Source organism: Bradyrhizobium sp. Ken51, from assembly GCF_055807435.1.
In genome coordinates this window covers 19,166-45,173 of sequence record NZ_JBVVPB010000011.1, presented here as the reverse complement: position 1 = coordinate 45,173, position 26,008 = coordinate 19,166, and the positions used below count along the sequence as shown (strand labels likewise).

Here is a 26,008-nt window from a genome sequence, read left to right as displayed (position 1 = left end):
GGGACGGAATCAGTTCCGCTATGACGATAACGAACCAGACCAGCCTGCGTGCAAACAAGCGGCGCGGCCTTCATGCACGTTGGCGCGGCTTGCGCCTGTTCGCGGCTGCGGCCCTGGTTGGCGCTGCGCTTGCGGGCTGCACCGGCGAGCAGTTCCAGAAGGGCTATATCCTGCCGCCCAACGCGCTCGAGCAGATCCCGATCGGTGCGAGCCAGGACCAAGTGCTGATCGTGATGGGCACCCCCTCCACGGTCGCAACCCTCGACGGCGAGGTGTTCTATTACATCTCGCAGCGCTCCGAGCGCATGGTCGCCTTCATGAACCAGAGGGTGGTCGACCAGCGCGTCATCGCGGTCTATTTCGACAAGAACCGACGCGTGCGCCGGCTTGCGAATTACGGCCTCCAGGACGGCAAGATCTTCGACTTCATCAGCCGGACCACTCCGACGTCGGGCCAGGAGATGAGCTACCTCACGCCGATCTTCAAGCTGCTCAGCTTTAACTGAGCCTTCAGCCTGCGGCTTCGTGCGGCTTGCCGTTGCGCATCCGCTTCCATACGCTCCTGCAAAACAAGATGCAGGGAGTGGATTCGTGCCCAATAAATTGCTGTCCCGCCGTCGCGTGCTCACCGGCGCTGCCGCCATCTCGGCCGCAGCGATCCTGCCGCGATCGAGCCTGGCGGACTGGAAGCCCACCGAAAACGTCCGCCTCGTCGTGCCGGCAGCCGCCGGCGGTTCGACCGACGTAATGGGGCGGCTTCTGGCCGCGCATCTGCAGACCGCCTGGGGCCAATCGGCCGTGGTGGAAAACCGCTCCGGCGGCGGCGGCACGATCGGCACCGCCGAGGTGGTCCGCGCCAAGCCGGACGGTCACACCATCCTAATCGGCAATCCCGGCCCGAACGCGATCGCCTACAGCATCTTCAAGAACCTCACCTACAAGCCGGACCAGCTCCAGCCGGTCTCCAACATGATCCGGATCCCGAACATCGTCTCGGCGCATCCCAAGACCGGCATCAAGTCGATCGCCGAGCTGGTCGCGTATCTCAAGGCCAATCCGGACAAGCTCAGCTATGCCTCCTCCGGCGTCGGCCAGAGCCCTCACCTCACCGGCGCCTGGTTCCTGCAGCTCACCGGGCTGAAGATGACGCATATCCCGTTCCGCGGCGCCGGTCCCGCGCTCCAGGCGGCGCTCGCCGGCGACATCCAGATCCTGTTCGACAACCTCTATCCGAGCCTGCCGCAGGTGCAGAACGGCACCCTCACCGGCCTCTGCGTCACCACGACCGAGCGCAGCGACCTTGCACCGAACCTGCCGACCATGCGCGAGAGCGCGCCCGAGCTTGCGGCTTTCGACGTCTCGTCGTGGTTCTCGGTTTTCCTGCCGAAGGGTGTGCAGCCCGCCGTTCTCGAAGCGCTCAACCTTCAAGTGAAGGCGATGCTCGAGCGCGACGACATCAAGAAGAACATCGTGGCCATGGGCGCCCGTGCCGACTACGGCACGCCCGACCAGTTTGCCGCCTTCGTGGACGCCGAGACGAAGAAGTTCGCCGGCATCATCCAGAAGGAAGGGCTGCAGATGGACGTGCAGTAGGCGCTACTTCCGTCATCGCGAGCGCGGCGAAGCAATCCAGAATTCCTCAGTGGAACGACCCTGGATTGCTTCGTCGCGAGAGCTCCTCGCAATGACGTGGTGAGGGCGTCCAACCCATCAAACAAAAACCCCGCGGCTTTCGCCGCGGGGTTTTGTGTTTCTCGCCGACGCTCCTCAGTGGGCGAGGATCGCCAGCAGCAGCAGCGCCACGATGTTCGTGATCTTGATCATCGGGTTCACCGCGGGACCTGCCGTGTCCTTGTAGGGATCGCCGACGGTGTCGCCGGTCACGGCCGCCTTGTGGGCGTCACTGCCCTTGCCGCCGAAGTGACCGTCCTCGATGTACTTCTTGGCGTTGTCCCAGGCGCCGCCGCCCGAGGTCATGGAGATCGCGACGAACAGGCCCGTCACGATCACGCCGAGCAGCATCGCGCCCACGGCCGAGAACGCCGCCGACTTGCCGGCCGCCCCGCCCCCCGCGATCGCATAGATCACGAAGTAGACGAAGATCGGTGACAGCACCGGAAGCAGCGAGGGGATGATCATTTCCTTGATCGCCGCCTTGGTCAAAAGGTCGACCGCCTTGCCGTAATCCGGCTTGTCGGTGCCTTGCATGATCCCCGGCTTCTCGCGGAATTGTCGGCGGACCTCCTCGACGATCGCGCTCGCCGCGCGGCCCACGGCGGTCATGCCCATCGCGCCGAACAGATACGGCAAGAGACCGCCGAACAACAGGCCCACCACGACGTAGGGGTTGTTGAGCGAGAAGTCCGGTTTGACGCCGGCGAAGTAGGCGTGGTGCGCGGAGTCCGCGATGAAGAACTTGAGATCCTCGTTGTAGGCCGCGAACAGCACCAGGGCGCCGAGACCGGCGGAGCCGATCGCGTAGCCCTTGGTCACCGCCTTGGTGGTGTTGCCGACCGCATCGAGCGCGTCGGTCGACTTGCGAACCTCCTTCGGCAGGCCCGCCATCTCGGCAATGCCGCCCGCGTTGTCGGTCACTGGGCCGAACGCGTCGAGCGCGACGACCATGCCGGCGAGCGCAAGCATCGTGGCGGTCGCGATCGCGATGCCGAACAGGCCGGCGAGGCTGTAGGTGACCAGGATGCCAGCGATGATGACGATCGCGGGCAGCGCGGTCGATTCCATCGAGACGGCGAGGCCCTGGATGACGTTGGTGCCGTGGCCGGTCACCGAGGCCTGGGCGATCGACTTCACCGGACGATAGTCGGTGCCGGTGTAGTACTCGGTGATCCAGATGATCAGCGCGGTGACGGCGAGGCCGACCACGCCGCACTCGAACAGCGCCATGCCGGTATAGTCGACGCCGGCGAGCTTGCCGAACCCGATCAGGTAATAGATCACGCCGGCGATGCCGACCAGCGACAGGATGCCGGTTGCGATCAGGCCCTTGTAGAGCGCGCCCATGATCGACTGGCTCGGCCCGAGCTTCACGAAGAAGGTGCCGATGATCGAGGTGATGATGCAGATGCCGCCGATGGCGAGCGGCAACGTCATCATGTCGGCGAGGATCGGCGTCTTGGCGAAGAAGATCGCCGCCAGGACCATGGTGGCGACCGCGGTCACCGCATAGGTTTCGAACAGGTCGGCGGCCATGCCGGCGCAGTCGCCGACATTGTCGCCCACGTTGTCGGCGATCGTGGCCGGGTTGCGCGGATCGTCCTCGGGAATGCCGGCCTCGACCTTGCCGACGAGGTCGCCGCCGACGTCCGCACCCTTGGTGAAGATGCCGCCGCCGAGACGGGCGAAGATCGAGATCAGCGAGGCGCCGAAGCCGAGCGCCACCATGGCGTCGATGACGACGCGGCTGTCAGGCGCAAGCTTCAACGAATGAACCAGGAAGCCGAAATAGAGGGTCACGCCGAGCAGCGCGAGACCCGCCACCAGCATGCCGGTGATGGCGCCCGCCTTGAAGGCAAGCTCGAGACCACCCGCGAGCGACGTCGTGGCCGCCTGGGCGGTGCGCACATTGGCGCGGACCGAGACGTTCATGCCGATGAAGCCGGCCGCCCCCGACAGGATCGCGCCAATGGCAAAACCGATCGCGACATAGAGCCCCAGGAAATAGGCAAGCAGCACGAAGATGACGAGGCCGACCATCCCGATCGTGGTGTATTGACGCCGCAGGTAGGCCTGTGCGCCTTCGCGCACCGCTGCCGCGATTTCCTGCATGCGCGGAGAGCCCGCATCCGCGCTCAAAACCGAAGAGGTCGCCCAGATCGCGTAGACGACGGAAAGCACTCCGCAGAGCACAATCAACCATAATGCTGTCATGTGATTTTTTGCCTCAGATCCTTGATGAACGTACCCCCGGCGCCTTTTGTTTTTCCGTCGTGCGGTGCGGCGCCTTGATTTTGAACAAGGCCGCTCCTTGCCCGAAGGCGCGGCCCTAGTCGGTCACGACCTTGCCAAAATCAAATTGAGGGTGCAACGCCAGATGAGGCCGAAAAGGCCGATGTCGGCAGGTATTTAGGCTGGTCTGGGAGTCCCGACGCCGGTTTGGAGCAATTCCTAGAAGTGGCTGTAGGAGAGCCGCTTCAAGACCAGCTCCTGGCCCTGCCCGTCCAGGAAGCGCGGCCGCTCATGGCCCGCGACGATCGTGCCGATGGCCGTGACGGCAAGGCCTGCCGCCCGCCCCAAGGCAATCAGCGCGTCGCTTTGCGCCGGCGGAACGGTGCACAGCACCTCGTAATCGTCACCCCCGGCAAACAACGTTTCAACGGAAACGACGTTGCCCGCGATCAGGCCGGCCGCAGCGGCCGAGAGCGGCACGCTCATCACGTCGATCGTGGCCGAGACGTCTGATGCCGCACAGAGCTTGGTCAGATCTCCGGCAAGCCCGTCGGAGACATCCATCGCAGCCGTCGCATGGTCACGCACGGCCTGCGCGAGAACATTGCGCGGCTGCGGCACGCGATAGCGCGAGATCAGCGTCTCGCGCGCGTGCGGATCGGAGGCCAGCGCATTCGCCACCGCGCCGCCCGTGAGCACATCGAGGCCAAGCGCGGCGTCACCGATCGTCCCGGTGACCAGGATACGGTCGCCCGGCTTGGCGCCGGTGCGGCCGACCATCCGCCCCTGCGGTACGCGGCCAAAGGCGGTGATCGAGATCATCTGCGGCCCCGGCGTCGACACCGTATCGCCGCCGAGCAGCGGACAGGCGAAGGTTTTCGCATCCTCGCCGAGCGCGTCCGCGAACGGCCTGAGCCAGGCGTCTTCCTGGCTGCGCAGCGCCAGTGTCAGCACGAACCCGGCTGGCACGGCCCCCTTGGCAGCGAGATCGGACAGGTTCACCCGCAGCGCCTTGCGCGCGATGGTGTCGGGGGGATCGGTGGCAAAATAATGCACACCCTCGACCACCGCGTCGGTGGTGACGACGATGTCGCTGCCGAGTGCCTGCAGGATGGCGGCATCGTCCACCAGCCCCAACGCGCCGGGATCAGTCGCCAGCGGCTTGAAATAGCGCGCGATGAGGGAGTCTTCGGCGGAGGAATCGTGTGGGTTTGCCATCAGCGTCAGCCACACACTCCGCTGTCATCGCCCGGCTTGACCGGGCGATCCAGTATTCCAGAGACGCTCGCGTGACATCGATAGGCCGCGGCGTACTGGATCACCCGCCTTCGCGGGTGATGACAGCGGAATATGGGGCAGCCACATCGCATCAATTCACCGCCCTCGCGCCATCTACCCCCGCCCGAACTCGTCACCGCGAAACTGCCGGCCGATCTGGTCGAGCACCGCGTTGACCATGCCGGTCTCCTCGCGGTCGACGAAGGCATTGGCGACGTCGACATATTCGGAAATGACGACGCGGCCCGGCACGTCCTTGCGGTGTTCCAATTCGTAGGCCCCTGCCCGCAGCACCGCGCGCAGGATCGCTTCGATGCGCTTCAACGGCCAGCCCTTCGACAGCGCCTCGTCGATCAGCGGATCAAGCTTCTTCTGGTCGCGCACGACACCGGAGACGACATCGCGGAAGAACGCCGCTTCCGCCGGGAGATATGTGTCGCCCTCGACCTCGTTGCCGAGCCAGTGGCTCTCGAACTCCGCAAAAATGTCGTTGATGCCTGCTCCGCCGATATCCATCTGATACAGCGCCTGCACGGCTGCGAGCCGCGCCGCACCGCGCCGGTTCGCTTTCTTCTCCGTGCCGGCCGGCGGCTTCTTGTTGTTATCGGCCATGATCAAGCCCGCGCCAGCCGGCGCTTTATGCGCAGCATCGCAATCGCGGCCCGCGCGGCATCGCCGCCCTTGTTCAGCTCGCTGGCGCGCGCCCGCGCCCAGGCCTGCGCCTCGGTGTTGACGGTGAGGATGCCGTTGCCGAGCGGCAGCTTTCGCGCCACCGCCAGATCCATCAGCGCGCGGGAGGATTCCTGCGAGACGATCTCGAAATGGATGGTGTCGCCACGGATCACGCAGCCAAGCGCGATCGCGGCATCATAGGGCTTGCCATTGGCGGCCGCGGCATCAACCGCGATGGCGATCGCCGCAGGAATCTCCAATGCGCCGGGAACCGTGATGACGTCATGGGTCAGGCCGGCCGCCTTCAGCTCGGCCACCGCGCCTTCCAGCATCGCGTCCTGGAGATCGTCATAAAACCGTGCCTCGACAATCAGCGCGCGTGCGCCGGAGATGTCGGTCTGGTCCTTCAGGGGTGCGCGCCGCGCGTCTGCCATCATAAGCCTACTGTGTCATTGCCGGACTTGACCCGGCAATCCCTGGGTCAGGACCTCTTAAGAGCATGGATGCGCGGGTCAAGCCCGCGCATGACGAAGTTTCATCACCGTCACTTCATTTCCGTCAGCCGCGCCGCGTAGCGGGCCATTAGATCGACCTCGATATTGACCTCATCCCCCGCCTTCCAGCCGCCGATCGTCGTGACCGTCAGGGTGTGCGGAATGATCAGCACCGAAAAGGTCACGTCCTTCACCGTATTAACCGTCAGCGAGACGCCGTCGAGCGTGATCGAGCCCTTGGTCGCGATGAACCGTGCCAGCTCCCGCGTCGTGGAGAGCTCGAACCGCGCCATGTCGGGCAGGTCCTCGCGGCTGACGAGGGTCGCGATGCCGTCGGCATGGCCGGCGACGATATGCCCGCCAAGCTCGTCGCCGATCTTGAGCGCACGCTCGAGATTGAGCCTGGTGCCGATCCTCCAGTGCTTTGCCGTCGTCAGCGCCAACGTCTCGGCCGCGGCATCGACGTCGAACCAGGTCCTTTGAGCAGAGTCTTTGCCGGCTTCGACGCCGGAAGCAACCACGGTCAGGCAGACGCCGTTGCAGGCGATCGAGGCGCCGTCCGCAATGGTGGTCTGGTCGTAGCGGCAGGCGATGCGCAGCCGGTGCAACTGGCCCTGCGCCGTCGGCGTGAAGCCGACGATCTCGCCGATATCGGTGACAATGCCGGTGAACATTACGCGCGCTCGTAAATGGTGAGAGTATCCTTGTCGAAGGTCTCGCTAGCATGAACCTTGTAGGCCTGCGACTGCGTGATTTTCGACAGGGGCAATGCAGCGAGCGCATCCACCCCGTCGGCGCCCACCGCCTCCGCGCCGCGGAACAGCCAGATCTCGTCAACGAGGTCGGCGGCGATAAAGGATGCCGCGACGCGGCTGCCGCCCTCGACCATCAGCCGCGTGATGCCCTTCCCGGCCAATGCATGCAGCACCGCCGCAAGATCGAGACCCGAGGCATTGCCGGGCGGCACGCGGATCACCTGGGCGCCGGCAGCACCAAGCCGCGTGGCGGCCGCGGCCTCCGCGAGTTCAGAACCCACCACCCACAGCGGAATCTCGCGCGCGGAGCCCACGAGCCTGCTCGCGCCGGGAATGCGCAGGCTCTGATCAAGCACCACGCGCACTGGTGAGCGCGCGGCCATGCCCGGCAGGCGGCAGTCGAGCTGCGGATCGTCCGCCAGCACCGTGCCGATGCCGACCATGATGGCGTCGCTCTGGGCGCGCAAAAGATGCACGCGGCCGCGCGCCGCCTCGCCGGTGATCGCGACCGGCTTGCCTCCGGCCGCGCCGATCTTGCCGTCGGGCGAGACCGCGAGCTTCAGGATCACATGCGGGCGGTGATCCCTGATGCGGCGGAAATGCCCGGCGTGGTCGAAGGCGGCTTCGCGCGCGCACAGACCCACATCCACCATGATGCCGGCCGCGCGCAACCGAGCATGGCCCTGACCCGCGACTTCAGGATTGAGATCCTCGATCGCGGCCACCACACGCTTGATGCCGGCGCCGATCACTGCGTCGGCGCACGGTGGCGACTTGCCGAAATGCGAGCACGGCTCCAGCGTGACGTAGAGCGTGGCGCCGCGCGCAGCCTCGCCTGCGCGCCGCAGCGCTTCAGGCTCGCCATGCGGCCGTCCGCCAGGCTGAGTCCAGCCGCGGCCGACGATCACGCCGTCCTTGACGATGACGGCGCCGACGGCGGGATTGGGCCAGGCGCGTCCCTGCCCGCGCCTGCCGAGCGCCAGCGCAAGCTCCATGAAGCGCCGGTCGGCATCCCTGGACTCGCGCGCCTTCTGCGCGAATTGATCCTCCAGGATGCGGAAGATCATTTGCGGATCGCGGCGAGCCGCGCTTCCTCCTCACCGGAGAGCTCACCGAGCACGTCGGCGAAATCCTTGGCCTCGCGGAAATTGCGGTAGACCGAGGCGAAGCGGACATAGGCGACGTCATCGAGCGTGCGCAGATGCTCCATCACGGTCTCGCCGATCACCTCCGAGGAGATTTCAGCCTCGCCCCCGGTCTCAAGCTCGCGCACGATGGTGGAGACCATCTTCTCCACCCGTTCCGGCTCGACCTGCCGCTTGCGCAAGCTGATCGACACCGAGCGCATCAGCTTGTCGCGGTCGAAAGGCACGCGGCGGCCGTTGCGCTTGATCACCGTGAGCTCGCGCAGCTGCACCCGCTCGAAGGTGGTGAAGCGGAAATTGCAGGCGACGCACACGCGCCGCCTGCGGATCACGGAAGAGTCCTCGGTCGGACGCGAGTCCTTCACCTGCGTATCGAGACTGTTGCAGTTCGGGCAGCGCATCCGTTGACCTTGACCGGTTTTCTTGAACCTTACTGATAGATCGGGAAACGGTCGGTGAGCGCCTTGACCCGTTCCTTGATCGCGGCTTCCACCAGCGGCGCCTTGCCGTCGTCGGACTGCGCGATCGCGTTCAGCACCTCGGCGATCATGCCGCCGACCTGCTGGAATTCAGCAACACCAAAGCCGCGGGTGGTAGCCGCCGGCGTGCCCAGACGAATACCGGAGGTGACGAACGGCGACTCGGGGTCGAAAGGAATGCCGTTCTTGTTGCAGGTGATGGCGGCGCGGACCAGCGCCTTCTCCGAAGCATTGCCCTTCAGGCCCTTCGGCCGGAGGTCAACGAGCATCAGATGATTGTCGGTGCCGCCGGAGACGATATCGAAGCCATGGCTCTTCATCGCCTCGGCCAGCGCCTTGGCGTTCTCGACGACGTTCTTCGCATAGACCTTGAAGTCCGGCCGCAGCGCCTCGGCGAAGGCGACCGCCTTCGCCGCGATCACATGCATCAGGGGGCCGCCCTGCAGGCCCGGGAAGATCGCCGAGTTGAATTTCTTGGTCAGCGCCTCGTCATTCCACAGCATCAGGCCGCCACGCGGACCGCGCAGCGATTTGTGGGTCGTGGTGGTGGTGATGTGGGCATACGGCACGGGCGAAGCATGCACGCCGCCGGCGACGAGACCGGCGAAGTGCGCCATGTCGACCAGGAGGTACGCGCCGACGCTGTCCGCGATCTCGCGGAAGCGCTTGAAATCCCAGGCGCGCGAATAAGCCGAGCCGCCGGCCACGATCAGCTTCGGCTTGACCTCCGCTGCCTGCTTGGCGACGGCGTCCATGTCGATGATCTGGTCCTCGCGGCGCACGGTGTAGTGCGCGGCCTTGAACCACTTGCCGCTCATGTTGACGGGGGAGCCGTGGGTGAGATGGCCGCCGGCCGCAAGATCGAGGCCCATGAAGGTGTCGCCGGGCTGAAGCAGTGCCAGAAACACCGCCTGGTTCATCTGGCTGCCGGAGTTCGGCTGCACGTTGGCGAAGTTGGCGCCGAACAGCTTCTTGGCGCGATCGATCGCGAGATTCTCGGCAACGTCGACCCACTCACAACCGCCGTAGTAGCGCGCGCCGGGATAGCCTTCGGCATATTTGTTGGTCATCACCGAACCCTGCGCTTCCAGCACCGCACGGCTGACGATGTTCTCGGAAGCGATCAGCTCGACCTCATGACGCTGGCGGCCGAGCTCGCCCTTGATGGCGGCTGCGATTTCCGGGTCAGCCTGCTCGAGCGAGGCGGTGAAAAACGAATCGGGCGCGGAGGCGGTTTTGGCGAAGGTCATCTTGCGAATATCTCCACCGCCGCAGCCTTTTGGCGGGCTACGGGCGGGTCTGGTGTGGCGATCGGAAGCGGCGAGCGCGATCTACCACATCGCCCGCAACAGGCCAAGGGTTTGCGGGTCGGGCCTGAGATTTATGCAAGATATGGTGGGGATCGAAGATTTTCGACATCGGGGCGGTTCTATGGAATCGCCCCTTATTCGACCCTCAGGAATAAGGCCGCTTTGAGCCTCAAACTTCCGGCTGGACCCGCTGGCCGAGGCCAGCGTCCCTCACAGCCCGGTATACCCCGCCTTCACGGGATCCACGCTGCCGTCGAGCTGCCGCAGATAGGTCAGCCCGCAAACCGTCAACCTGTGGGTGTCCTTCTCGCCGGCTTCCATCAACGTATTGAGATAGTTGGTGACCTTTTCCCGCGCCTCGGCGCTCGCCGCAGACGTGCGGTTGGCGAGCAAATCGTAGGTATGCATGATCCGGTCGATGGCAGCTTCCATGGCACCCTCTGGTTCTTGCCGCGTTTGGGAGTTGAGATCAGGCAACTGCTTTGGCCTCGGACTGCGCCTCGAACCTGACGATGGCCTTGTTGGCCAGCCTGATCTTGTTGAATTCGCCGCGCTGGAGCAGCTTGATGACGATCTCAAGCAGGCGTTCGTCGGTGACGAGGGTGTCCCGGATCGCGCCCGAGCGGCGAAGATAGTTCGCGGCGATGGCATAGGCCTCGCTCACGAGTTCCACGTTCATCACCCCCACGCCACGCTCGACCAGCATCGTCCGCCCTCCGATCGAAGGGGATAAGCACCGAACCGGGAACTCGTTCCCTGCCCTTGGGGATTTTTTTCGCAACCGCGAAATGGAAAAACGCACCGGTCCAGACAGAGCCGGGCCGGCGCGCTTGGGGAAGCTCAGGCACGTTCGGGAGGCTTGCCGGTCTTGTTGTGGGCCGGCTTGGCCAAATCCCGTGGAAAGAGCTCAGAGACGATACAGGATCTGGTCGGTCCAGAACCGCTCGAGGCGGTGCAGCGACTTGTTGAGGGTCGAGAACTCCTCGCCCGAGATGCCGCCGACCTGCTCCACCGTCTTGACGTGCTTCTGGTAGAGCGAGTCGACGATGCGGCGAACTTCCTGGCCCTGCGGCGTCAGGCGGATGCGCACCGAGCGGCGATCGACGCGCGAGCGCTGATGATCAAGGAAGCCGAGCTCGACGAGCTTCTTCAGATTGTAGGAGACGTTGGAGCCGAGGTAATAACCGCGCGTGCGCAGTTCGCCCGCGGTCAGCTCCTTGTCGCCGATGTTGTAGAGCAGCAGCGCCTGCACCGAGTTGATGTCCGCACGGCCGCGGCGATCGAACTCGTCCTTGATGACGTCGAGCAGCCGGCGATGCAGCCGCTCCACCAGAGTCAAAGCTTCCAGATAGAGCGTCTGCACCGAACCCTGCTGGCCGGAGACGCGCTCTGCGGTATCTGCCGCAGTTGCGACGGCTTTCATCATGACACTTCCCCTGTTGTCGTTTTTATCGACACTCATTCGACGAAACTTGTGTCCCGTCTGATAGGTGCAACTTAAGGGGCTCGTTTGAAGATCGGCTTAAATAAGAGAATAAAGAGATCATGAATTTAAGACAGTGAATTGCGGATTAAGCCTGTGCCACAAGCACTTTTCGCAATAGTCTGTTGACTCTCGCAAGGTCCTGTTCACCCTCCGTCCGCCGCGATTGTCGCATTCCAGAACAGCCCCGCCCCGTTTCGAAACGGCCGCGTAAGAGCTGTGGCGGAACACGCTGGTTAGCGAAAACTTACGTCGAATTTTACGCAACCAACCGTCAACCAAGCGCGACATTCTCGTGTCCCGGACCAGCACAGCGAAGCGGAGCGCAGAGCCGGGACCCAGAAGGCCAGAGACGAGATCGCGGAGAAATGGGCCCCGGCTCTGCAACGCATCACGCCGCGCGTGCGGCGCGCTGCATTGCGTCCGGGGCACGAGAGTTTGCTATGGCGGCCGTTCGCGTGCGGCCATCCAGGCGAGCGCGAGATAGGCGGCCAGCATGAAGGCTTCGACCCCGACCACAACCAGGCTGCCGCCGTAGATGCCCGGGAACATCAGCTCGATCACCGCCATCGATACCACGGTCGTCAGCCACACCACGGCGCCCCAGGGCGTCGCCAGCCACAGCCCGACCGCGGCAACAAGTTCGATCACAGCGAAGTAGATGGTCGAGGCCTGCCAGGCCATCGACTGGTTTTCGAACGCCTCGTCCTCGCCGCCGACGAAGCCCGTCACCTGCGCCCAATGATAGAGACCCTTGAGGATCGAGAGCAGCGCCATCACCCGCAGGAACAGCACGAGCCGGCGCGTCCAGACATTGTCGTCGGACTCGGCTCGCTCGGACGAGATCGCCGCCACCGACATTGCACTGTCTCTGGCATTGTCTCGGACGGCGTCCCTGGCGCCGTCGCGGGCCGCATCGCGGGTGGAGATCTCGGACATGCCCCCTTCTGGCTGCTTTGCCCCGCAAAATCAATCGGCTGCGCCCAATCAGTTCTTTGCCTTGCGGCAGCTCAAGCCGCGGTGACGGGAACCATGCGAGCTGGTATAAGAATAATTCCAGCCGGAGGAAGAGTGATGGCGATCAAATACGGACGTCCGATCGAATTGCGCGAGGTCTCGCGCCGGGATGGCACTGCGGCCTCCCCTGCCCTCGATCTGACCGTCCGCCCGCGCCGCAACCGCAAGGCCGAATGGGCCCGGCGCATGGTGCGCGAGAACGTGCTCACGACGGACGATCTGATCTGGCCGCTGTTTCTGATCGACGGCAACAACAAGCGCGAGCAGATCGCCTCGATGCCGGGCGTCGAGCGTCTCAGCGTCGACCAGGCCGTGCGCGACGCCGAACGCGCGATGAAGCTCACCATCCCCTGCCTCGCGCTGTTTCCCTACACCGATCCGTCCCTGCGCGACGAGGAGGGCTCGGAAGCCACCAACCCGAACAATCTGGTCTGCCAGGCGGTGCGCGCGATCAAGAAGGAGTTTCCGGAGATCGGCATTCTCTGCGACGTTGCACTCGATCCCTTCACCAGCCACGGCCATGACGGCCTGATCTCCGACGGCAAGATCCTGAACGACGAGACCGTCGCCGTGCTGGTGCGTCAGGCCCTGGTGCAGGCCGAAGCCGGCTGCGACATCATCGCGCCCTCCGACATGATGGACGGCCGCGTCGCCGCGATCCGCGAGGGCCTAGATCGTACCGGCCTGCTCGACGTGCAGATCATGGCCTATGCCGCAAAATACGCTTCCGCCTTCTACGGCCCGTTCCGCGATGCCATTGGCTCCGCCAAGACGCTCACCGGCGACAAGCGCACCTACCAGATGGACAGCGCCAACACCGACGAGGCGCTGCGCGAGGTCGAGCTCGACATCGCCGAGGGCGCCGACATGGTGATGGTCAAGCCCGGCATGCCCTATCTCGACGTCGTCCGCCGCGTGAAGGACACGTTCGCGATGCCGACCTTCGCCTACCAGGTGTCCGGCGAATACGCGATGATCGCCGCAGCCGCCACCAACGGCTGGCTCGACGGCGAGCGCGCCATGATGGAGAGCCTGCTCGCGTTCAAGCGCGCCGGCGCCGACGGTGTGCTGAGCTATTTCGCACCGAAGGCGGCGGAGAAGCTCCGCGCGCAGGTGTAGGCCCCAATGTCGTCCCGGCGAAGGCCGGGACCCATACCGCGTGATCCAACGAGAGCGCGCAGTATTGGTACCGGGGAAGCGATCAACCCCTAAGTCTTCGCCAAACTGCTCTGCGTGGTTATGGGTCCCGGCCTTCGCCGGGACGACACTGTTGCTGTGGCGTCAGCTCCCTCTCCTCGCGGCTACCGCCGCCCCCGAATCGCCGGAATATTTCGGCTTGTTAATCGCGGCACCCTTGGCACGCGGACGGCCTATTCCCATGTGCTGCCACGGGAGTTTCCCCTCGGGAGGACGGTCATGTCGTATTCGGACTCGGGCAATGCCTGGCGCAGTGATGGTGCGGCTCACGCCTACGATCCCTATCTGCACCCGGAACTGTTCCGCGGCGTTGCGACGCGGCGGGTGTTCGCCTTCCTGATCGACATGGTCGTGATCTCGGTGCCGGTGATCCTCGGCTACCTCTTCATTGCGGTGTTCGGCGTGGTCACGCTCGGCATCGGCTGGGCGCTGTTCTGGCTGGCCTGGCCTGCCTCCGTGATCTGGGCCATCGTCTATTACGGCGCCTGCATCGGCGGTCCGTCGTCCGCGACCATCGGAATGCGCGTGATGGATCTGGAGCTCCGCACCTGGTACGGCGCGCCCGGGTATTTCGTGCTGGGCGCCACCCACGCGGTGCTGTTCTGGGTGACGTTCTCGTTCCTGTCGCCCTTCGTGGTCCTGGTCGGCCTGTTCAACGGCCGCAGGCGCTTGCTGCACGATTTCGTGCTGGGAACGGTCGTGATCAACAATTCCGTTCGTGCGCCGGTGCCTCAAGGCGCCAGGACCTACTGATCAAAGGACCTACTGATCAACCAACCTGGATCAAGAACCTATCAACCTGGACCCGCTATGCTGTCCGACCTGACCTGCCGAGTAGACCGATTGACCGGGGGCTTTCGTAGCGCGATGCTGATGCACATTTTGGAGGCCCACGACGTCCCTTGACCCAGCACTCGCGCGATACCCCACAATTTTACCTCACGGCGCCCTCCCCCTGCCCCTATCTGCCGGGCCGGCACGAGCGCAAGGTGTTTACGCACCTCGTAGGTGAGCGCGCCGGTGATCTCAACGACCTCCTGACCCATGGCGGCTTCCGTCGTAGCCAATCGATCGCCTACCGTCCCGCCTGCGACCAGTGTCGCGCCTGCGTCTCGGTCCGGGTGATCGCCAACGAGTTCCGCCCCTCCCGCAACTTCCGCAAGGTGATCGCGCGCAACGCCGACATCATCGGCGAGCAGCGCAGCGCAGTGCCGACCTCCGAGCAATATTCGGTGTTCCGCGCCTATCTCGATTCCCGTCACCGCCACGGCGGCATGGCCGATATGACCGTGCTCGACTACGCCATGATGGTCGAGGACAGCCACGTCGAAACCCGCATCATCGAGTACCGCAAGCGCGGCCCCGACAGCGGCATCACCGGCCGGGGCGAAGAGCTGATCGCGGTCGCGCTGACCGACGTGCTCAGCGACGGCCTGTCGATGGTCTATTCGTTCTTCGAGCCCGGCGAAGTCAGCCGCTCGATGGGCACCTTCATGATCCTCGACCACATCGCCCGCGCCCGCCGGCAAGGGTTGCCTTACGTCTATCTCGGCTACTGGATCGAGGGCTCCAAGAAGATGGACTACAAGGCCCGCTTCCTGCCGCAGCAGCGCCTCGCGCCGTCAGGTTGGCTGCGCATCGACGCGCAAGGCGACGCCGCGTCCGAGCCGCAGGATTGATCCAGCACTGCAACCGTGCTCGGTATCGGTCGTTGTATTGCCACCGTGCGGGTGGATACGGAGGCATTCTTGTCGAGCCAAGCCTACGAATTACTCGAGCGAGCGATTGTCGAACGATGCCAGGTGCTCTGCTTCTATCAAGGACACGTGCGCGAAATCTGCCCCGCAATACTGGGCCATACTGATGGGCAGGAACGCACGCTCGCTTTTCAGTTTGCTGGCAGTTCCAGCAAAGGTTTGCTGCCTGGAGGGCAATGGAAGTGTTTGAACGTCGCCGAAATGAGCAATGTCGCGCTTCGTTCTGGAGAGTGGCACGGGGGCGCTAGCCACCGCAAACGCCAGGAATGTGTGAAAGACGTAGACATCGACGTGAACCCGCGCAGCCCCTACAAGCCGCGACGTCGCCTCAGGCGCTGATCGTTCACCCGAACAGCGTATCCGCCAGCAGCTTCACGTTCAAAACCACGATGATGCCGGCAACGATCCACGCGATCGCCGCCACCCAGACCGGTATGGCGAACTTGCCCATCTTGCGGCGGTCGGAGACGAAGCGGACCAGCGGGATGACCGCGAAGGGCAGCTGCATTGACAGCACCACCTGGCTGAATACCAGGAGATCCGCCGTGCCGCGCTCGCCATAGATCGCGGTGACGACGATCACGGGAACGATCGCGATGCCGCGCGTCAGCAACCGGCGCGCCCAGCTCGGCAGGCGCAAATCGAGAAAGCCTTCCATCACGATCTGGCCGGCGAGCGTCGCCGTCACCGTTGAATTCAGGCCCGAGGCGAGCAGCGCCACCGCGAACAGCGTCGAGGCGATGCCGAGACCGAGCAGCGGTGAAAGCAGCTCGAAGGCCTGGCCGATCTCGGCGACGTCGGCATGGCCGCTCTTGTGGAAGGTTGCGGCCGCCACCACGAGGATCGCGGCATTGATGAACAGCGCCAGCATCAGGGCGATGGTCGAGTCCGTTGTCGCCCATTTGATCGCCTCGCGCCGGCCGGTGTGGTTGCGCTCATAAGCGCGCGTCTGCACGATCGAAGAATGCAGATAGAGATTATGCGGCATCACGGTGGCGCCGATGATGCCGATCGCGATGTAGAGCATCTCGGGGTTGGTGAAGATCTCGGTCTTCGGCACAAATCCCCTCAGCATCTCGGCCACCGGCGGCGCGGCCGCGGCAAGCTGGACCGTGAAGCAGACTGCGATCACGACGAGCAGTGCGATGACAAAGGCTTCGAGGAAACGGAAGCCACGGTTCATCAGGATGAGCAGCAAAAAGGCATCCAGCGCAGCGATCAGCGCACCGCCGATCAGGGGAATGCCGAACAGGAGCTTGAGCGCAATCGCGGTGCCGATGACCTCGGCGAGATCGCAGGCGATGATCGCCGCCTCGCAGGCGAGCCACAGCATGAAGTTGACCGCCGGCGAATAGGTCGCGCGGCAGGCCTGCGCGAGGTCGCGGTCGGTGACGATGCCGAGCCGTGCCGCCAGTGATTGCAGCAGGATCGCCATCAAATTCGAGAGCAGAATGACCGAGAGCAACGTGTAGCCGAACTTGGACCCACCGGCGAGGTCGGTCGCCCAATTGCCGGGGTCCATGTAGCCGACCGAGACCAGATAGCCCGGGCCGACGAAGGCGAGCAGCCGCCGCCACCAAACCCCCGCGATGGGGAGGGCGACCGAGGCATTCACCTCGGCCAGGCTCTTGGTGGCAGGCGCGTCGGAGCGCCAGCCGGCGGCGTCTTGGGTCAGATCGGGAGAGCGAGCATCCATGGGGCGAGAATACCGAAGTCGAGCCTTATTGCAACTCATTTGCAACTGCATCTAACCGCATCGTTGCCTCGGCGGTCGCTATGTGTCGCCCCTGTCGGGAAGCGGGTGGGTTTGGCGGTCATCGGAGGCGGATAGTGGCGCCCACCCGACTTTGCAGGAAATGAGCCATGTCAAATCCCCCGCGCCTCCCCGACACATTCAACCGCCTCGCCTGGTCCAATTTGGCGGCACAGTCGGCCGAACAGATCGCGCTGGCCGCGGCCCCCATTGTCGCGGTGCTGACGCTGGGCGTCGCCGAAGGCCAGACCGGCCTGCTCCAGACTGCGCTGACCCTGCCCTTCGTCCTCTTCGCCATTCCGGCCGGCCTGCTGGCCGACCGCATCTCCCGCCGTTCGCTGATGGCAGGCGCCGAGGCGCTGCGGGCCGCGGCCCTTGCGGCGATCGTGCTGCTGCTCGCGCTCGGCGCGCTCAATCTGCCGCTGCTGGCGCTGCTCGGCTTTGCCGCCGTGTGCGGCACCGTCGTCTACAGCGTGGCCGCGCCGGCACTGGTGCCCTCCTTGGTGAGTTCGGACCTGTTGCCGACGGCCAATGCGCGGATCGAGCTCGCACGCACCATCGCCTTCGCCAGCGGGCCGGCGCTCGGCGGCGCGCTGGTGGGGTGGTGGGGCGCGAGCCCGGCCTTCGGCTTTGCGGCCGCGCTCTCCGCGATCGCAGTCGTGCTGCTCTCCGGCATCTACGAGCCCGCCCGCACGCCGGCTCCACGGCGGCATCCGTTCCAGGACATCCGCGAGGGCGCAGCCTTCGTGTTTCACCATCCGCTGCTGCGGCCGGTCTTCATCACCCAGTTCATCTTCAATACCGGATGGTTCCTGCAGATCGCGGTGTTCGTGCCTTACGCCGTACGTCACCTCGGCCTAAACGCGGTCGGCGTCGGCACCGTGCTGACCATGTACGGTGTCGGCATGGTGATCGGCGCGCTGTTCGCCACGCGCGTGATGAAGCGCATCGCGTTCGGCACGGTGGTCGGCCTCGGCCCCGTCACCGGCTTCGTCGCGGCAATGGTGATGGCGCTGACGGTGCTGGTCCCCTCGCCCTGGCTTGCGGCCTTGAGCTTCTTCCTGCTCGGCGTCGGGCCGATCCTGTGGGTGATCTCGACCACGACGTTGCGCCAGTCGGTGACGCCGCCGCGCCTCCTGGGCCGCGTCTCCGCCATCAACATCATGAGCTACGGCGCCCGCCCGGTCGGCTCGGCACTGGGAGCGATCGTCGGCGGCCTCTGGAGCGCGGAAGCGTGCCTTTATCTCGCCGCCGCCGTGTTCGGCGTGCAGGCCCTGGTGATCTGGCTCTCGCCTGCGGTGACGCTGGACCGGCAGCCCGACATGGTGGGCGATGAGGCGGCGGCGCGGTGTTAGCTGCACCGTCATTGCGAGCGAAGCGAAGCAATCCAGAATCTCTCCGCGGAGACAGTCTGGATTGCTTCGTCGCAATAGCTCCTCGCAATGACGGAGTTTGTGGGAGCAGCCAGCCTAGTTCGCCAGATACCGCTCGTAGCTCCCCGTCACCGGCTCGCTCGCGTCCACTTCCGGATCGAGCGTGTAGAGATCCTGCGCGCGGCCGATGCCGCGGAGCGCGTAGCGACCGGTGGAGACGAGATAGCGGCGGCCGGCGGCATCGAGGCCCTTGTAGAATTCCGCCGACGCCAGCAGCTCGCGATCGACCGAACGGCTCATCGAGGCGATGCGACTGACCTCGTTCACGGTCGGACCGACCACGGTGAAGTCAAGCCGGTCCTCGCTCCCGATATTGCCGTAGAAGACTTCGCCGACATGCAGGCCGATATAGGCGGACGTGGTGGGACGGCCCTCGGCGCCCCGCCGCAGGTTCAGCGCTGCCACGTTCTTGCGGAACAGATGCTCCGCCCGCAGCGCCGCGCGCCGAGCGTGCGCCATGTCCTCGCCGGTAAACATCGCGAGCACGCCGTCGCCGATCAGCTTCAAGACGTCGCCGCCGGCTTCGTGGATCGCATCGATCACGGCCTGCGCATAGTCGTTGAGGAACGGGATGATCTCGTCGGGGCCGATGCTCTCGCTGATTCCGGTCGAGCCGCGCAGATCCGAATACCAGAGCACGGCGTTGATGCGCTCGGTGACGCCGCGCGAGATGCGTCCGCTCAAGACCTGCTCTGACGCATCGCGTCCGAGATAGACGCGGCCGAGCGTGCGCGCGATGTCGACCTGCTGCGCCGACTTGATCGCGAGCCCCAGCACCGGCACGAGATCGCGCAGCGCCGCGAGCTCGCCTTCGGCGAAGCCGCTGTCGCGTCGGGTTGTCCAGGAGGAGTAGAGGCAGTCCATCTGCCCGAGCGCTCCGGTCTCCCCGAAGCGGTGCACGAAGGCCAGGAAATGGCGGTGACCCGTTTCGGCGAGCTCGCCGATCTGCGAAAAATCGAGCGAGGGCGCGTCGGCGAGGTCGATCACCATCTCGTCGTGACCATGCTCGAGCAAATGATAGAACACCGACCGGCGCCAATTGTTGGCCGCGTCGCCCTCGGCCGTCGAGCCGTATTCGACGACATCGCTCTCGTTGGTCGGCGTATCGCTCCAGCGGAAGGCGCGACCCTCATAGATCGGGTGCAGCGTATCAATGACGACAAGCCCACGCGAGAGCTCCAGCCCTTCGGCGCAGCAGCGCTCGCAGAAGCCGCGCAGCAGTTCGGGTTCGGGCAGGCCGGTGAGCCCCTGGCCCGCCAGCCAGTTCATCAGAGCAAGGCGCGAGGTCAATTGCATGCGCCATTATGCCGTGCATTCGTGACGAGCGAAAGGCGGCGCGCGGACCTTGCGTCGCCAAAGCTCCTGCTCAGGGCCGAGGCTCCCGCCCGCGGCAGGTCGCATATGTCGCGGACGCTGTTGACGCGCTCCCGCCTCGCGCTGCAAATGCGAGTGATGCCACCGCCGATCAGAAATACGGGGATATGAGCCAGCGCCAGCTTCCGATCATCCTGGCGCTCGGTACCACGCAGACCCTGGCCTGGGCCTCGAGCTACTATCTGCCGGCGCTGCTCGCCGATCCCATGGCGCGCGATCTCGGCATCTCCTCCAACTGGGTCTTTGGCGCGTTCTCGGCCTCGCTGGTGATCTCGGCGCTGCTCGGGCCACGCATCGGGCGACAGATCGATCTGGTCGGCGGCCGGCAGGTGCTCTCGGTGTCGAACCTGACGATCGCCGCCGGCCTCATGCTGCTCGGCCTCTCGCAATCCGTGGCGGTGATGGCGATGGCCTGGCTCGTGCTCGGCATCGGCATGGCAATGGGGCTCTACGACGCCGCCTTCGCCGCGCTCGGCCGCATCTACGGCACCGAGGCGCGCAGGCCGATCACCGGCATCACGTTGATGGCGGGCTTTGCATCGACCGTCGGCTGGCCGCTCACCGCCTGGGGCCTGTCGCATTTCGGCTGGCGCGAGACCTGCTTTGCCTGGGCCGCTGCCAATATCCTGATCGGCCTGCCGCTGAATTTCTTCATGCTGCCGACAATCAAGGGCGCTAGGCAGGCCGCAGCGACCGCAGAGAAGCCGCATCTGCCGCTCGACCGCACCATGATCCTGCTCGCCTTCGTTTTCGCCGCGGTCTGGACCGTCACCGGCGCGATGGCCGCGCATTTCCCGCGTATCCTGGAGACCACCGGCGCGACGCCGGTGGAGGCGATCGCGGCCGGTGCGCTGATCGGCCCCGCGCAAGTGGCCGCGCGGGTTCTGGAAGCGGGCTTCCTCAGCCGCTTTCATCCGCTGTGGTCGACGCGGCTCGCCTGCCTCACCCACCCGATCGGCGCGGTGGTCGTGGCGATCTTCGGCGGCGCCGCGGCTAGCGCGTTTGCGCTATTCCACGGCTCTGGCAACGGCATCCTGACCATCGCGCGCGGCACGCTGCCGCTGTCGATCTTCGGTCCCAAGGATTTCGGCTATCGCCTCGGCATCATCGGCGCGCCGGCACGGATGGCGCAGGCCGTGGCGCCGCTGGCCTTTGGCCTGCTCATCGACGTCATGGGCGCCAAGGTGCTGATCGTCTCGTCCGCGCTCAGCCTCTCGGCACTGGCCGCGCTATTCATGATCCGCGCGCAACCGCGGCCGGATTGACCGGGCGGAAGCTTTCGCGCACAAGCGGAGCATGACCGACGACACGCGCCCGCCCCGCACATTCAAAGGCCTCCTGCGCTGGGCGACCACGCCGCCGCAGGCCTGGGGTGTCTATCTCCTCGCCATCATCCTGGTCTGGCTGATCTCCTTCTACGCCGGCTCGCTGAAGCCGAAGAAGGCGCCGGACGCGAGCCCGCCCGCCGTGACCGCGCCGAAAGGCTAGCCGCGTCAGTCATAAAACTCAGGCGACATCTTCTGGCTGTCGCGCTGGGACTTGTCGTGGTTGATCCAGAGCTGCGCCTTCTCCTTGCCGAGCGTGTCGGCGATCTTCTGCATCGAGGCCGCGCTCTGGTCCTTGTTGGCATTCATGCTGGGCACACGGCGGTTGTCCCAATTATCCTTGAAATGCACGGCGTCGCCCGACAGCACGACGGCGCCGGTCTTCGGCAGCTTCACCAGCAGCGATTGATGTCCCGGCGTATGGCCGGGCGTCGACAGGATGGTCACGCTGCCGTCGCCGAACACGTCCTTGTCGCCCGCAAGCAGCTCGACCGGATGGGACGGCTTGAAGCGCGGCTCGTTGTTGGCGCCGGGCCAGTCATACTCGGCCTTCTGCACGTAGAGCGTGGCGTGCGGGAACAGCTCGACATTGCCGGTGTGGTCGGGATGGGTGTGCGAGACGGCCATCATCTTGATGTCATCCGGCTTGAGGCCGAGCTGTTCGAGCTGGGCGGCAAGCGTCTTCGGCCGGCGCCAGGTCACCGCCTTGGGATCGGCGGGCGCGAGGCCGTTCGGCATCGCGGCGACTGCGTCGGCGATGCCGGTGTCCCACAGGAACCAGCCCTTGGCGTGCTTGACCAGATAGCAGCTGTCGACGAAGTCCATCGTCTTGCCCTCATTGAGGCCGGGCGTCCAGCGCGAGATGTCGCCGGCGGTGCCCTCCCCGCAATTGAGGACGTAGAGCTTTTCGACACCGGTCTTTTCGGATTGCGCAAGCGCCGCATGACCGGACAGAACGAGTGCAGCGACGGCGACAGCGAGCTTGATCCTTCGCGCGATCCTCGGCGTGATCTTTGGCGTCATTCGTTCCTCCCTTGCAGCCATTGTCGGCTGTGACCGAGGGTCAACCCCGGCCAGTTCGCAGAATTCCCGCAGACCGATTTAATGCGGGCAGGTCTCGACCTCGACGGTGACGTGGCTCAGCCCCTTGAGCCCGGCGAGCCGCCTCTTGTAGACGGCCGGCTGCTTCGGCGTGTCCGACACCACCGAGATCAGCACCGCGCAATGGCCGGGACCGACCTGCCACAGATGCAAATCGGTGACGCGGTCGTCGCCGACCTCCATGCGCGCCCGGATCACACGCTCCAGCTTCTCGTCCGCGCGCACGTCGAGCAGCACCGCGCCCGATGTCTTGATCAGGCCGAACGCCCAGCTTGCGATCACGGCACTGCCAATCAGGCCGACGGCCGGATCGGCCCAGGTCCATCCCGAATACATGGCGACCACGAGCGCGGCGATCGCCAGCACCGAGGTCGCTGCGTCCGCCATGACGTGGACATAGGCCGCGCGAAGATTGTTGTCGTGATGATGCTGGTGATGATCATGCTCATGATCCTCGTGATCATCATGCGCATGGCCGTGATGGTGGTGATCGTGGCTGTCACGGAGCAGCCAGGCACTGGCGAGATTGACGCACAGGCCGAGGGCAGCGACCGCGATCGCCTCGCCATAGACGATCGGCACCGGCGTGATCAGCCGCAGCACGCTCTCATAGGCGATCTCGACCGCGATCAGTCCGAGGATGATCGCGCTAGCGAAGGCGGCGAGATCGCCGAATTTGCCTGTGCCGAAGCTGAAATGCGAGCTCCCCAGATGCCGCCGCGCAAAACGATACGCGAATGCGGCAATCCCCAGCGCCGCCGCATGCGTGCCCATGTGCCAGCCGTCGGCGAGCAGCGCCATCGAGCCGAACAGCGAGCCGGCGACGATCTCGCCGACCATCATGACCAGCGTCAGGACGACGACGAGCCAGGTGCGCCGCTCGTTCTCGTCGTGCTTTTCGCCCAGAAAGGCGTGGTCATGGGTCCATTGTTCGATGGAATGGGAATGCATCACAACGTCTCCGAAAGGTCCGGCCCGTTGACCCGCAATATAGACCTGCGGGGGTCCCGGACAAAATCCGGCGAAACGAGCCGATTGACAGATAGGTGACGTTTCGATGTAATGAAGTGCATGGGGATTTGAGCGATCTCCCCACGAGGCGACATGCCCAAGTATCGCGTCCCGTTGTTTTTCACGAGGGCGCATCATGTCTTCCTACACCACGATATCATCTGACAAACTGGCACGGTTGATCGGCACGGCGAATGCCCCTGCCCTGATCGACGTGCGCACCGACGAGGATTTTGCCGCCGACCGGCGGTTGATCCCGGGTTCGATCAAGCTCAGCCACGACAATGTTCCGGAATGGGGTGCCGAATTCGCCGGCCGCACCGCGATCGTCTCCTGCCTGCGCGGCGCAAAGCTGGCGCAGGGCACGGCGGCCTGGCTCAGGCAGCTCGGGGTTCAGGCCGAGACGCTGGAAGGCGGCTTCGAGGGATGGAAGGACGCAAAGCTGCCGCTGCTGGATACCCGCAAGCTGCCGCCGCGCGACGCCAAGGGCCGAACCGTCTGGGTGACGCGGGCGCGGCCCAAGGTGGACCGCATCGCCTGCCCCTGGCTGATCCGACGCTTCGTCGATCCAAACGCGGTGTTCCTGTTCGTGGCTCCGTCCGAAGTGGTTGCCGTCGGCGAACGCTTCAAGGCAGCCCCGTTCGACATCGAGAACGTGTTCTGGAGCCACCGTGGCGAGCTCTGCACCTTCGACGTGATGATCGAGGAGTTCGGGATTGCCGCGCCGGCGCTGCTCCGGCTCGCAACGCTGGTGCGCGGCGCCGACACCGCGCGCCCCGACCTTGCGCCGGAGGCCCCCGGCCTGCTCGCAGCTTCGCTCGGGCTGTCGCGGATGTATGATGACGACCTCGAACAGCTCGAGGCCGGCATGCTGCTCTACGACGCCTTCTATCGCTGGTGCCGCGACGCCACGTCTGAGACCCATAACTGGCCGACCAACAAGGCGAAGGCTTGATGGATACCCGTACGACCGACACAGGAGCTGATGCCGGCCACGGCGTCAGCTTCAGTGAAGCCTTTCGCGTCTGGCTCCGTGTCGCCTGCCTGAGTTTTGGCGGGCCCGCGGGCCAGATCGCGGTCATGCATCGCATCCTGGTCGAGGAGAAGAACTGGATCTCAGAAGCCCGTTTCCTCCACGCGCTCAATTACTGCATGCTGCTGCCGGGCCCGGAGGCGCAGCAGCTTGCGACCTATGTCGGCTGGCTGATGCACCGCACCGCCGGCGGGCTGATGGCGGGCGGGCTGTTCATCCTGCCCGGCATCATCGCCATCATGGGCCTGAGCTACGTCTATGCCGCCTTCGGCAATGTCAGCTTCGTCGAGGCGCTGTTCTTCGGGCTGAAAGCCGCCGTGCTCGCCATCGTCGTCGAGGCGGTGGTGCGGGTCGGCAAGCGCGCGCTGAAGAACCGCATCATGATCGCGCTCGCCGCGATCGCCTTCGTCGCGATTTTCTTCTTCGCGATCCCCTTCCCGGTCATCATCATCGCCGCAGGCATCATCGGATACATCGGCGCCAAGCAGGGCCGTCCGGAATTCGCGCCGGCCGGCCACGGGCCTGCCGGCAGCAGCGCCGTGATCGACAGCATGCTCGGCGACGCTGTGCCCGAGCATGTACGCCCCAACACCGCGCGCGCGATCCGGGTCGGCGCGTTGTGGCTGGCGCTCTGGCTGGTGCCGGTGATCGCGCTGTTGCTCGCTGTCGGACAAGACAGTGTCTTCAGTCACATCGCGCTGTTCTTCTCGAAAATGGCGCTGGTCACTTTCGGTGGCGCCTACGCCGTGCTGGCCTATGTCGCCCAGCAGGCCGTCGAGCACTATCACTGGCTCAAGCCGCACGAGATGCTCGACGGCCTCGGCATGGCCGAGACCACGCCGGGCCCTTTGATCATGGTGCTGCAGTTCGTGGGTTTCATGGCCGCCTTCCGCGATCCCAGCGGCCTGTCGCCGATTCTTGCGGCCACGCTGGGCGGATTGCTCGCGACCTGGGTCACCTTCACGCCCTGCTTCCTCTGGATTTTCGTAGGCGCCCCCTACGTCGAACGGCTGCGCGGCAACAAGGGCCTCGGCGGTGCGCTCAGTGCGATCACGGCCGCCGTCGTCGGCGTGATCCTCAACCTCTCGATCTGGTTCGCGCTGCACACGCTATTCCGCGAGACCGTGCCGGTGCACACCTTCCCGTTTGCCTTCGACATGCCGGTCCTGACCAGCGTCGATGTGCCGGCGCTGCTGCTGTCGATGGCGGCCGCAACCGCGATCTTCCGGTTCAAGCTGGGGATGCTCACGGTGCTGGCTGGCAGTTGCGCGGCGGGCGTAGCGTTGCGGCTGGCGGGGGTGATCTAGGACGCGAACTCAGTGGTTCGTTGCGTCCGGGGTGCCCTTGAAGGCGTCACTAAGCCGTCAGATTGCATGGCGGCTATGGGCCAAAAAGCGGCTGTCGTACACCGTCTCTTGAACTGGAAGGAGAGGCCGCCTTGCAAACGGCATCTCCTTCGTGCGGGAGGCGATAGTGGATGAGAGA

Annotated in this window: 27 protein-coding genes; 11 read left to right on the top strand and 16 right to left on the bottom strand. The window is 65.1% G+C overall.

Annotated elements, in window-relative coordinates; genetic code table 11:
• Window positions 1-20: 20 nt before the first annotated feature.
• Together AC0L27_RS19585 and AC0L27_RS19580 are read left to right on the top strand one after the other, a co-directional pair.
• Window positions 21-506: an outer membrane protein assembly factor BamE gene (locus AC0L27_RS19585; protein ID WP_354210762.1), complete on the top strand. Its 486-nt coding sequence runs from the start codon at window positions 21-23 to the stop codon at window positions 504-506.
• Between the two features lie 85 nt (window positions 507-591).
• Window positions 592-1,593, top strand: coding sequence for a Bug family tripartite tricarboxylate transporter substrate binding protein (locus AC0L27_RS19580; protein WP_354210761.1), 1,002 nt, complete (start codon window positions 592-594; stop codon window positions 1,591-1,593).
• Between the two features lie 174 nt (window positions 1,594-1,767).
• Here AC0L27_RS19580 and AC0L27_RS19575 read toward each other — a convergent pair whose 3' ends face one another.
• The 12 genes from AC0L27_RS19575 to AC0L27_RS19520 form a co-directional block, all read right to left on the bottom strand.
• Complete coding sequence (locus AC0L27_RS19575) at window positions 1,768-3,888, bottom strand: sodium-translocating pyrophosphatase (RefSeq protein ID WP_354210760.1); 2,121 nt, start codon at window positions 3,886-3,888, stop codon at window positions 1,768-1,770.
• A gap of 237 nt (window positions 3,889-4,125) precedes the next feature.
• Window positions 4,126-5,124 (bottom strand): thiamine-phosphate kinase, encoded by a 999-nt coding sequence (thiL, locus tag AC0L27_RS19570; protein WP_354210759.1) that lies wholly within the window; start codon window positions 5,122-5,124, stop codon window positions 4,126-4,128.
• A gap of 174 nt (window positions 5,125-5,298) precedes the next feature.
• The gene (nusB, locus tag AC0L27_RS19565) at window positions 5,299-5,796 is read right to left on the bottom strand and encodes a transcription antitermination factor NusB (protein WP_354210758.1); all 498 of its coding nucleotides are present in this window, start codon (window positions 5,794-5,796) and stop codon (window positions 5,299-5,301) included.
• 2 nt (window positions 5,797-5,798) lie between these two features.
• Window positions 5,799-6,290: a 6,7-dimethyl-8-ribityllumazine synthase gene (ribH, locus tag AC0L27_RS19560; RefSeq protein ID WP_007611095.1), complete on the bottom strand. Its 492-nt coding sequence runs from the start codon at window positions 6,288-6,290 to the stop codon at window positions 5,799-5,801.
• Between the two features lie 110 nt (window positions 6,291-6,400).
• Entirely contained in the window at window positions 6,401-7,024 is a 624-nt protein-coding gene (locus AC0L27_RS19555) for a riboflavin synthase (protein WP_354210757.1), read from the bottom strand.
• Window positions 7,024-8,172 carry a bifunctional diaminohydroxyphosphoribosylaminopyrimidine deaminase/5-amino-6-(5-phosphoribosylamino)uracil reductase RibD gene (ribD, locus tag AC0L27_RS19550; protein WP_473320056.1) on the bottom strand — a complete coding sequence of 383 codons (1,149 nt, stop codon included), beginning with the start codon at window positions 8,170-8,172 and terminating at the stop codon, window positions 7,024-7,026. Before ribD ends, AC0L27_RS19555 begins: the two co-directional genes overlap by 1 nt.
• The gene (gene nrdR / locus AC0L27_RS19545) at window positions 8,169-8,651 is read right to left on the bottom strand and encodes a transcriptional regulator NrdR (RefSeq protein WP_007603426.1); all 483 of its coding nucleotides are present in this window, start codon (window positions 8,649-8,651) and stop codon (window positions 8,169-8,171) included. The genes ribD and nrdR overlap by 4 nt, the downstream gene beginning before the upstream one ends.
• A gap of 29 nt (window positions 8,652-8,680) precedes the next feature.
• Window positions 8,681-9,979 (bottom strand): serine hydroxymethyltransferase, encoded by a 1,299-nt coding sequence (gene glyA, locus AC0L27_RS19540; RefSeq protein WP_354210755.1) that lies wholly within the window; start codon window positions 9,977-9,979, stop codon window positions 8,681-8,683.
• A 270-nt stretch (window positions 9,980-10,249) separates the two neighbouring features.
• Window positions 10,250-10,471: a hypothetical protein gene (locus AC0L27_RS19535; protein ID WP_007603423.1), complete on the bottom strand. Its 222-nt coding sequence runs from the start codon at window positions 10,469-10,471 to the stop codon at window positions 10,250-10,252.
• Window positions 10,472-10,508: 37 nt separating this feature from the next.
• On the bottom strand, window positions 10,509-10,745 hold the full coding sequence (locus AC0L27_RS19530) for a hypothetical protein (RefSeq protein WP_275167861.1): 237 nt from the start codon (window positions 10,743-10,745) through the stop codon (window positions 10,509-10,511).
• A gap of 201 nt (window positions 10,746-10,946) precedes the next feature.
• Entirely contained in the window at window positions 10,947-11,465 is a 519-nt protein-coding gene (gene ldtR, locus AC0L27_RS19525; protein ID WP_007603420.1) for a transcriptional regulator LdtR, read from the bottom strand.
• 498 nt (window positions 11,466-11,963) lie between these two features.
• Window positions 11,964-12,461, bottom strand: coding sequence for a DUF6163 family protein (locus tag AC0L27_RS19520; protein ID WP_354058904.1), 498 nt, complete (start codon window positions 12,459-12,461; stop codon window positions 11,964-11,966).
• A gap of 135 nt (window positions 12,462-12,596) precedes the next feature.
• On the opposite strand from AC0L27_RS19520, the gene hemB reads away from it, so the two are divergent.
• The 4 genes from hemB (at window position 12,597) to AC0L27_RS19500 (ending at window position 15,832) form a co-directional block, all read left to right on the top strand.
• A complete protein-coding gene (hemB, locus tag AC0L27_RS19515; protein WP_354210754.1) occupies window positions 12,597-13,658 on the top strand; it encodes a porphobilinogen synthase in 1,062 nt (353 codons plus the stop codon).
• A gap of 297 nt (window positions 13,659-13,955) precedes the next feature.
• Entirely contained in the window at window positions 13,956-14,489 is a 534-nt protein-coding gene (locus tag AC0L27_RS19510) for an RDD family protein (RefSeq protein ID WP_275167864.1), read from the top strand.
• Window positions 14,490-14,638: 149 nt separating this feature from the next.
• On the top strand, window positions 14,639-15,415 hold the full coding sequence (locus tag AC0L27_RS19505) for an arginyltransferase (RefSeq protein WP_007603416.1): 777 nt from the start codon (window positions 14,639-14,641) through the stop codon (window positions 15,413-15,415).
• A 69-nt stretch (window positions 15,416-15,484) separates the two neighbouring features.
• Entirely contained in the window at window positions 15,485-15,832 is a 348-nt protein-coding gene (locus AC0L27_RS19500; protein ID WP_354210753.1) for a hypothetical protein, read from the top strand.
• Between the two features lie 4 nt (window positions 15,833-15,836).
• On the opposite strand, the gene AC0L27_RS19495 is transcribed toward AC0L27_RS19500, so the two are convergent.
• A complete protein-coding gene (locus AC0L27_RS19495; RefSeq protein WP_354210752.1) occupies window positions 15,837-17,189 on the bottom strand; it encodes an Nramp family divalent metal transporter in 1,353 nt (450 codons plus the stop codon).
• Between the two features lie 167 nt (window positions 17,190-17,356).
• On the opposite strand from AC0L27_RS19495, the gene AC0L27_RS19490 reads away from it, so the two are divergent.
• Window positions 17,357-18,601 carry an MFS transporter gene (locus AC0L27_RS19490; RefSeq protein WP_354210751.1) on the top strand — a complete coding sequence of 415 codons (1,245 nt, stop codon included), beginning with the start codon at window positions 17,357-17,359 and terminating at the stop codon, window positions 18,599-18,601.
• A gap of 114 nt (window positions 18,602-18,715) precedes the next feature.
• Here AC0L27_RS19490 and AC0L27_RS19485 read toward each other — a convergent pair whose 3' ends face one another.
• Window positions 18,716-19,975, bottom strand: a complete 1,260-nt coding sequence (locus AC0L27_RS19485) for an adenylate/guanylate cyclase domain-containing protein (RefSeq protein WP_354058900.1) — start codon at window positions 19,973-19,975, stop codon at window positions 18,716-18,718.
• A gap of 185 nt (window positions 19,976-20,160) precedes the next feature.
• On the opposite strand from AC0L27_RS19485, the gene AC0L27_RS19480 reads away from it, so the two are divergent.
• Both AC0L27_RS19480 and AC0L27_RS19475 read left to right on the top strand, forming a co-directional pair.
• Complete coding sequence (locus AC0L27_RS19480) at window positions 20,161-21,318, top strand: MFS transporter (protein ID WP_354058899.1); 1,158 nt, start codon at window positions 20,161-20,163, stop codon at window positions 21,316-21,318.
• 31 nt (window positions 21,319-21,349) lie between these two features.
• Window positions 21,350-21,541, top strand: coding sequence for a hypothetical protein (locus AC0L27_RS19475; RefSeq protein ID WP_354058898.1), 192 nt, complete (start codon window positions 21,350-21,352; stop codon window positions 21,539-21,541).
• Between the two features lie 5 nt (window positions 21,542-21,546).
• Here the strand turns inward: AC0L27_RS19475 and AC0L27_RS19470 are convergent, their stop codons facing one another.
• On the bottom strand, window positions 21,547-22,401 hold the full coding sequence (locus AC0L27_RS19470; RefSeq protein ID WP_354058897.1) for an N-acyl homoserine lactonase family protein: 855 nt from the start codon (window positions 22,399-22,401) through the stop codon (window positions 21,547-21,549).
• A gap of 78 nt (window positions 22,402-22,479) precedes the next feature.
• Window positions 22,480-23,430 carry a CDF family Co(II)/Ni(II) efflux transporter DmeF gene (gene dmeF, locus AC0L27_RS19465; RefSeq protein ID WP_354101082.1) on the bottom strand — a complete coding sequence of 317 codons (951 nt, stop codon included), beginning with the start codon at window positions 23,428-23,430 and terminating at the stop codon, window positions 22,480-22,482.
• A 196-nt stretch (window positions 23,431-23,626) separates the two neighbouring features.
• Between dmeF and AC0L27_RS19460 the strand changes: the two genes are divergently transcribed.
• Both AC0L27_RS19460 and chrA read left to right on the top strand, forming a co-directional pair.
• Entirely contained in the window at window positions 23,627-24,445 is an 819-nt protein-coding gene (locus tag AC0L27_RS19460) for a chromate resistance protein ChrB domain-containing protein (protein ID WP_247298211.1), read from the top strand.
• Window positions 24,445-25,830 carry a chromate efflux transporter gene (chrA, locus tag AC0L27_RS19455; protein WP_354210750.1) on the top strand — a complete coding sequence of 462 codons (1,386 nt, stop codon included), beginning with the start codon at window positions 24,445-24,447 and terminating at the stop codon, window positions 25,828-25,830. The genes AC0L27_RS19460 and chrA overlap by 1 nt, the downstream gene beginning before the upstream one ends.
• The last annotated feature ends 178 nt before the right edge of the window (window positions 25,831-26,008 follow it).

Coding starts and splice junctions, on each gene's coding strand:
- AC0L27_RS19585 (WP_354210762.1), top strand. CDS start 21: ATGACGATAACGAACCAGACCAGCCTGCGTGCAAACAAGCGGCGCGGC.
- AC0L27_RS19575 (WP_354210760.1), bottom strand. CDS start 3,888: ATGACAGCATTATGGTTGATTGTGCTCTGCGGAGTGCTTTCCGTCGTC.
- thiL (WP_354210759.1), bottom strand. CDS start 5,124: ATGGCAAACCCACACGATTCCTCCGCCGAAGACTCCCTCATCGCGCGC.
- nusB (WP_354210758.1), bottom strand. CDS start 5,796: ATGGCCGATAACAACAAGAAGCCGCCGGCCGGCACGGAGAAGAAAGCG.
- ribH (WP_007611095.1), bottom strand. CDS start 6,290: ATGGCAGACGCGCGGCGCGCACCCCTGAAGGACCAGACCGACATCTCC.
- AC0L27_RS19555 (WP_354210757.1), bottom strand. CDS start 7,024: ATGTTCACCGGCATTGTCACCGATATCGGCGAGATCGTCGGCTTCACG.
- ribD (WP_473320056.1), bottom strand. CDS start 8,172: ATGATCTTCCGCATCCTGGAGGATCAATTCGCGCAGAAGGCGCGCGAG.
- nrdR (WP_007603426.1), bottom strand. CDS start 8,651: ATGCGCTGCCCGAACTGCAACAGTCTCGATACGCAGGTGAAGGACTCG.
- glyA (WP_354210755.1), bottom strand. CDS start 9,979: ATGACCTTCGCCAAAACCGCCTCCGCGCCCGATTCGTTTTTCACCGCC.
- AC0L27_RS19535 (WP_007603423.1), bottom strand. CDS start 10,471: ATGGAAGCTGCCATCGACCGGATCATGCATACCTACGATTTGCTCGCC.
- AC0L27_RS19530 (WP_275167861.1), bottom strand. CDS start 10,745: ATGCTGGTCGAGCGTGGCGTGGGGGTGATGAACGTGGAACTCGTGAGC.
- ldtR (WP_007603420.1), bottom strand. CDS start 11,465: ATGATGAAAGCCGTCGCAACTGCGGCAGATACCGCAGAGCGCGTCTCC.
- AC0L27_RS19520 (WP_354058904.1), bottom strand. CDS start 12,461: ATGTCCGAGATCTCCACCCGCGATGCGGCCCGCGACGGCGCCAGGGAC.
- hemB (WP_354210754.1), top strand. CDS start 12,597: ATGGCGATCAAATACGGACGTCCGATCGAATTGCGCGAGGTCTCGCGC.
- AC0L27_RS19510 (WP_275167864.1), top strand. CDS start 13,956: ATGTCGTATTCGGACTCGGGCAATGCCTGGCGCAGTGATGGTGCGGCT.
- AC0L27_RS19495 (WP_354210752.1), bottom strand. CDS start 17,189: ATGGATGCTCGCTCTCCCGATCTGACCCAAGACGCCGCCGGCTGGCGC.
- AC0L27_RS19490 (WP_354210751.1), top strand. CDS start 17,357: ATGTCAAATCCCCCGCGCCTCCCCGACACATTCAACCGCCTCGCCTGG.
- AC0L27_RS19485 (WP_354058900.1), bottom strand. CDS start 19,975: ATGCAATTGACCTCGCGCCTTGCTCTGATGAACTGGCTGGCGGGCCAG.
- AC0L27_RS19480 (WP_354058899.1), top strand. CDS start 20,161: ATGAGCCAGCGCCAGCTTCCGATCATCCTGGCGCTCGGTACCACGCAG.
- AC0L27_RS19475 (WP_354058898.1), top strand. CDS start 21,350: ATGACCGACGACACGCGCCCGCCCCGCACATTCAAAGGCCTCCTGCGC.
- AC0L27_RS19470 (WP_354058897.1), bottom strand. CDS start 22,401: ATGACGCCAAAGATCACGCCGAGGATCGCGCGAAGGATCAAGCTCGCT.
- dmeF (WP_354101082.1), bottom strand. CDS start 23,430: ATGCATTCCCATTCCATCGAACAATGGACCCATGACCACGCCTTTCTG.
- AC0L27_RS19460 (WP_247298211.1), top strand. CDS start 23,627: ATGTCTTCCTACACCACGATATCATCTGACAAACTGGCACGGTTGATC.
- chrA (WP_354210750.1), top strand. CDS start 24,445: ATGGATACCCGTACGACCGACACAGGAGCTGATGCCGGCCACGGCGTC.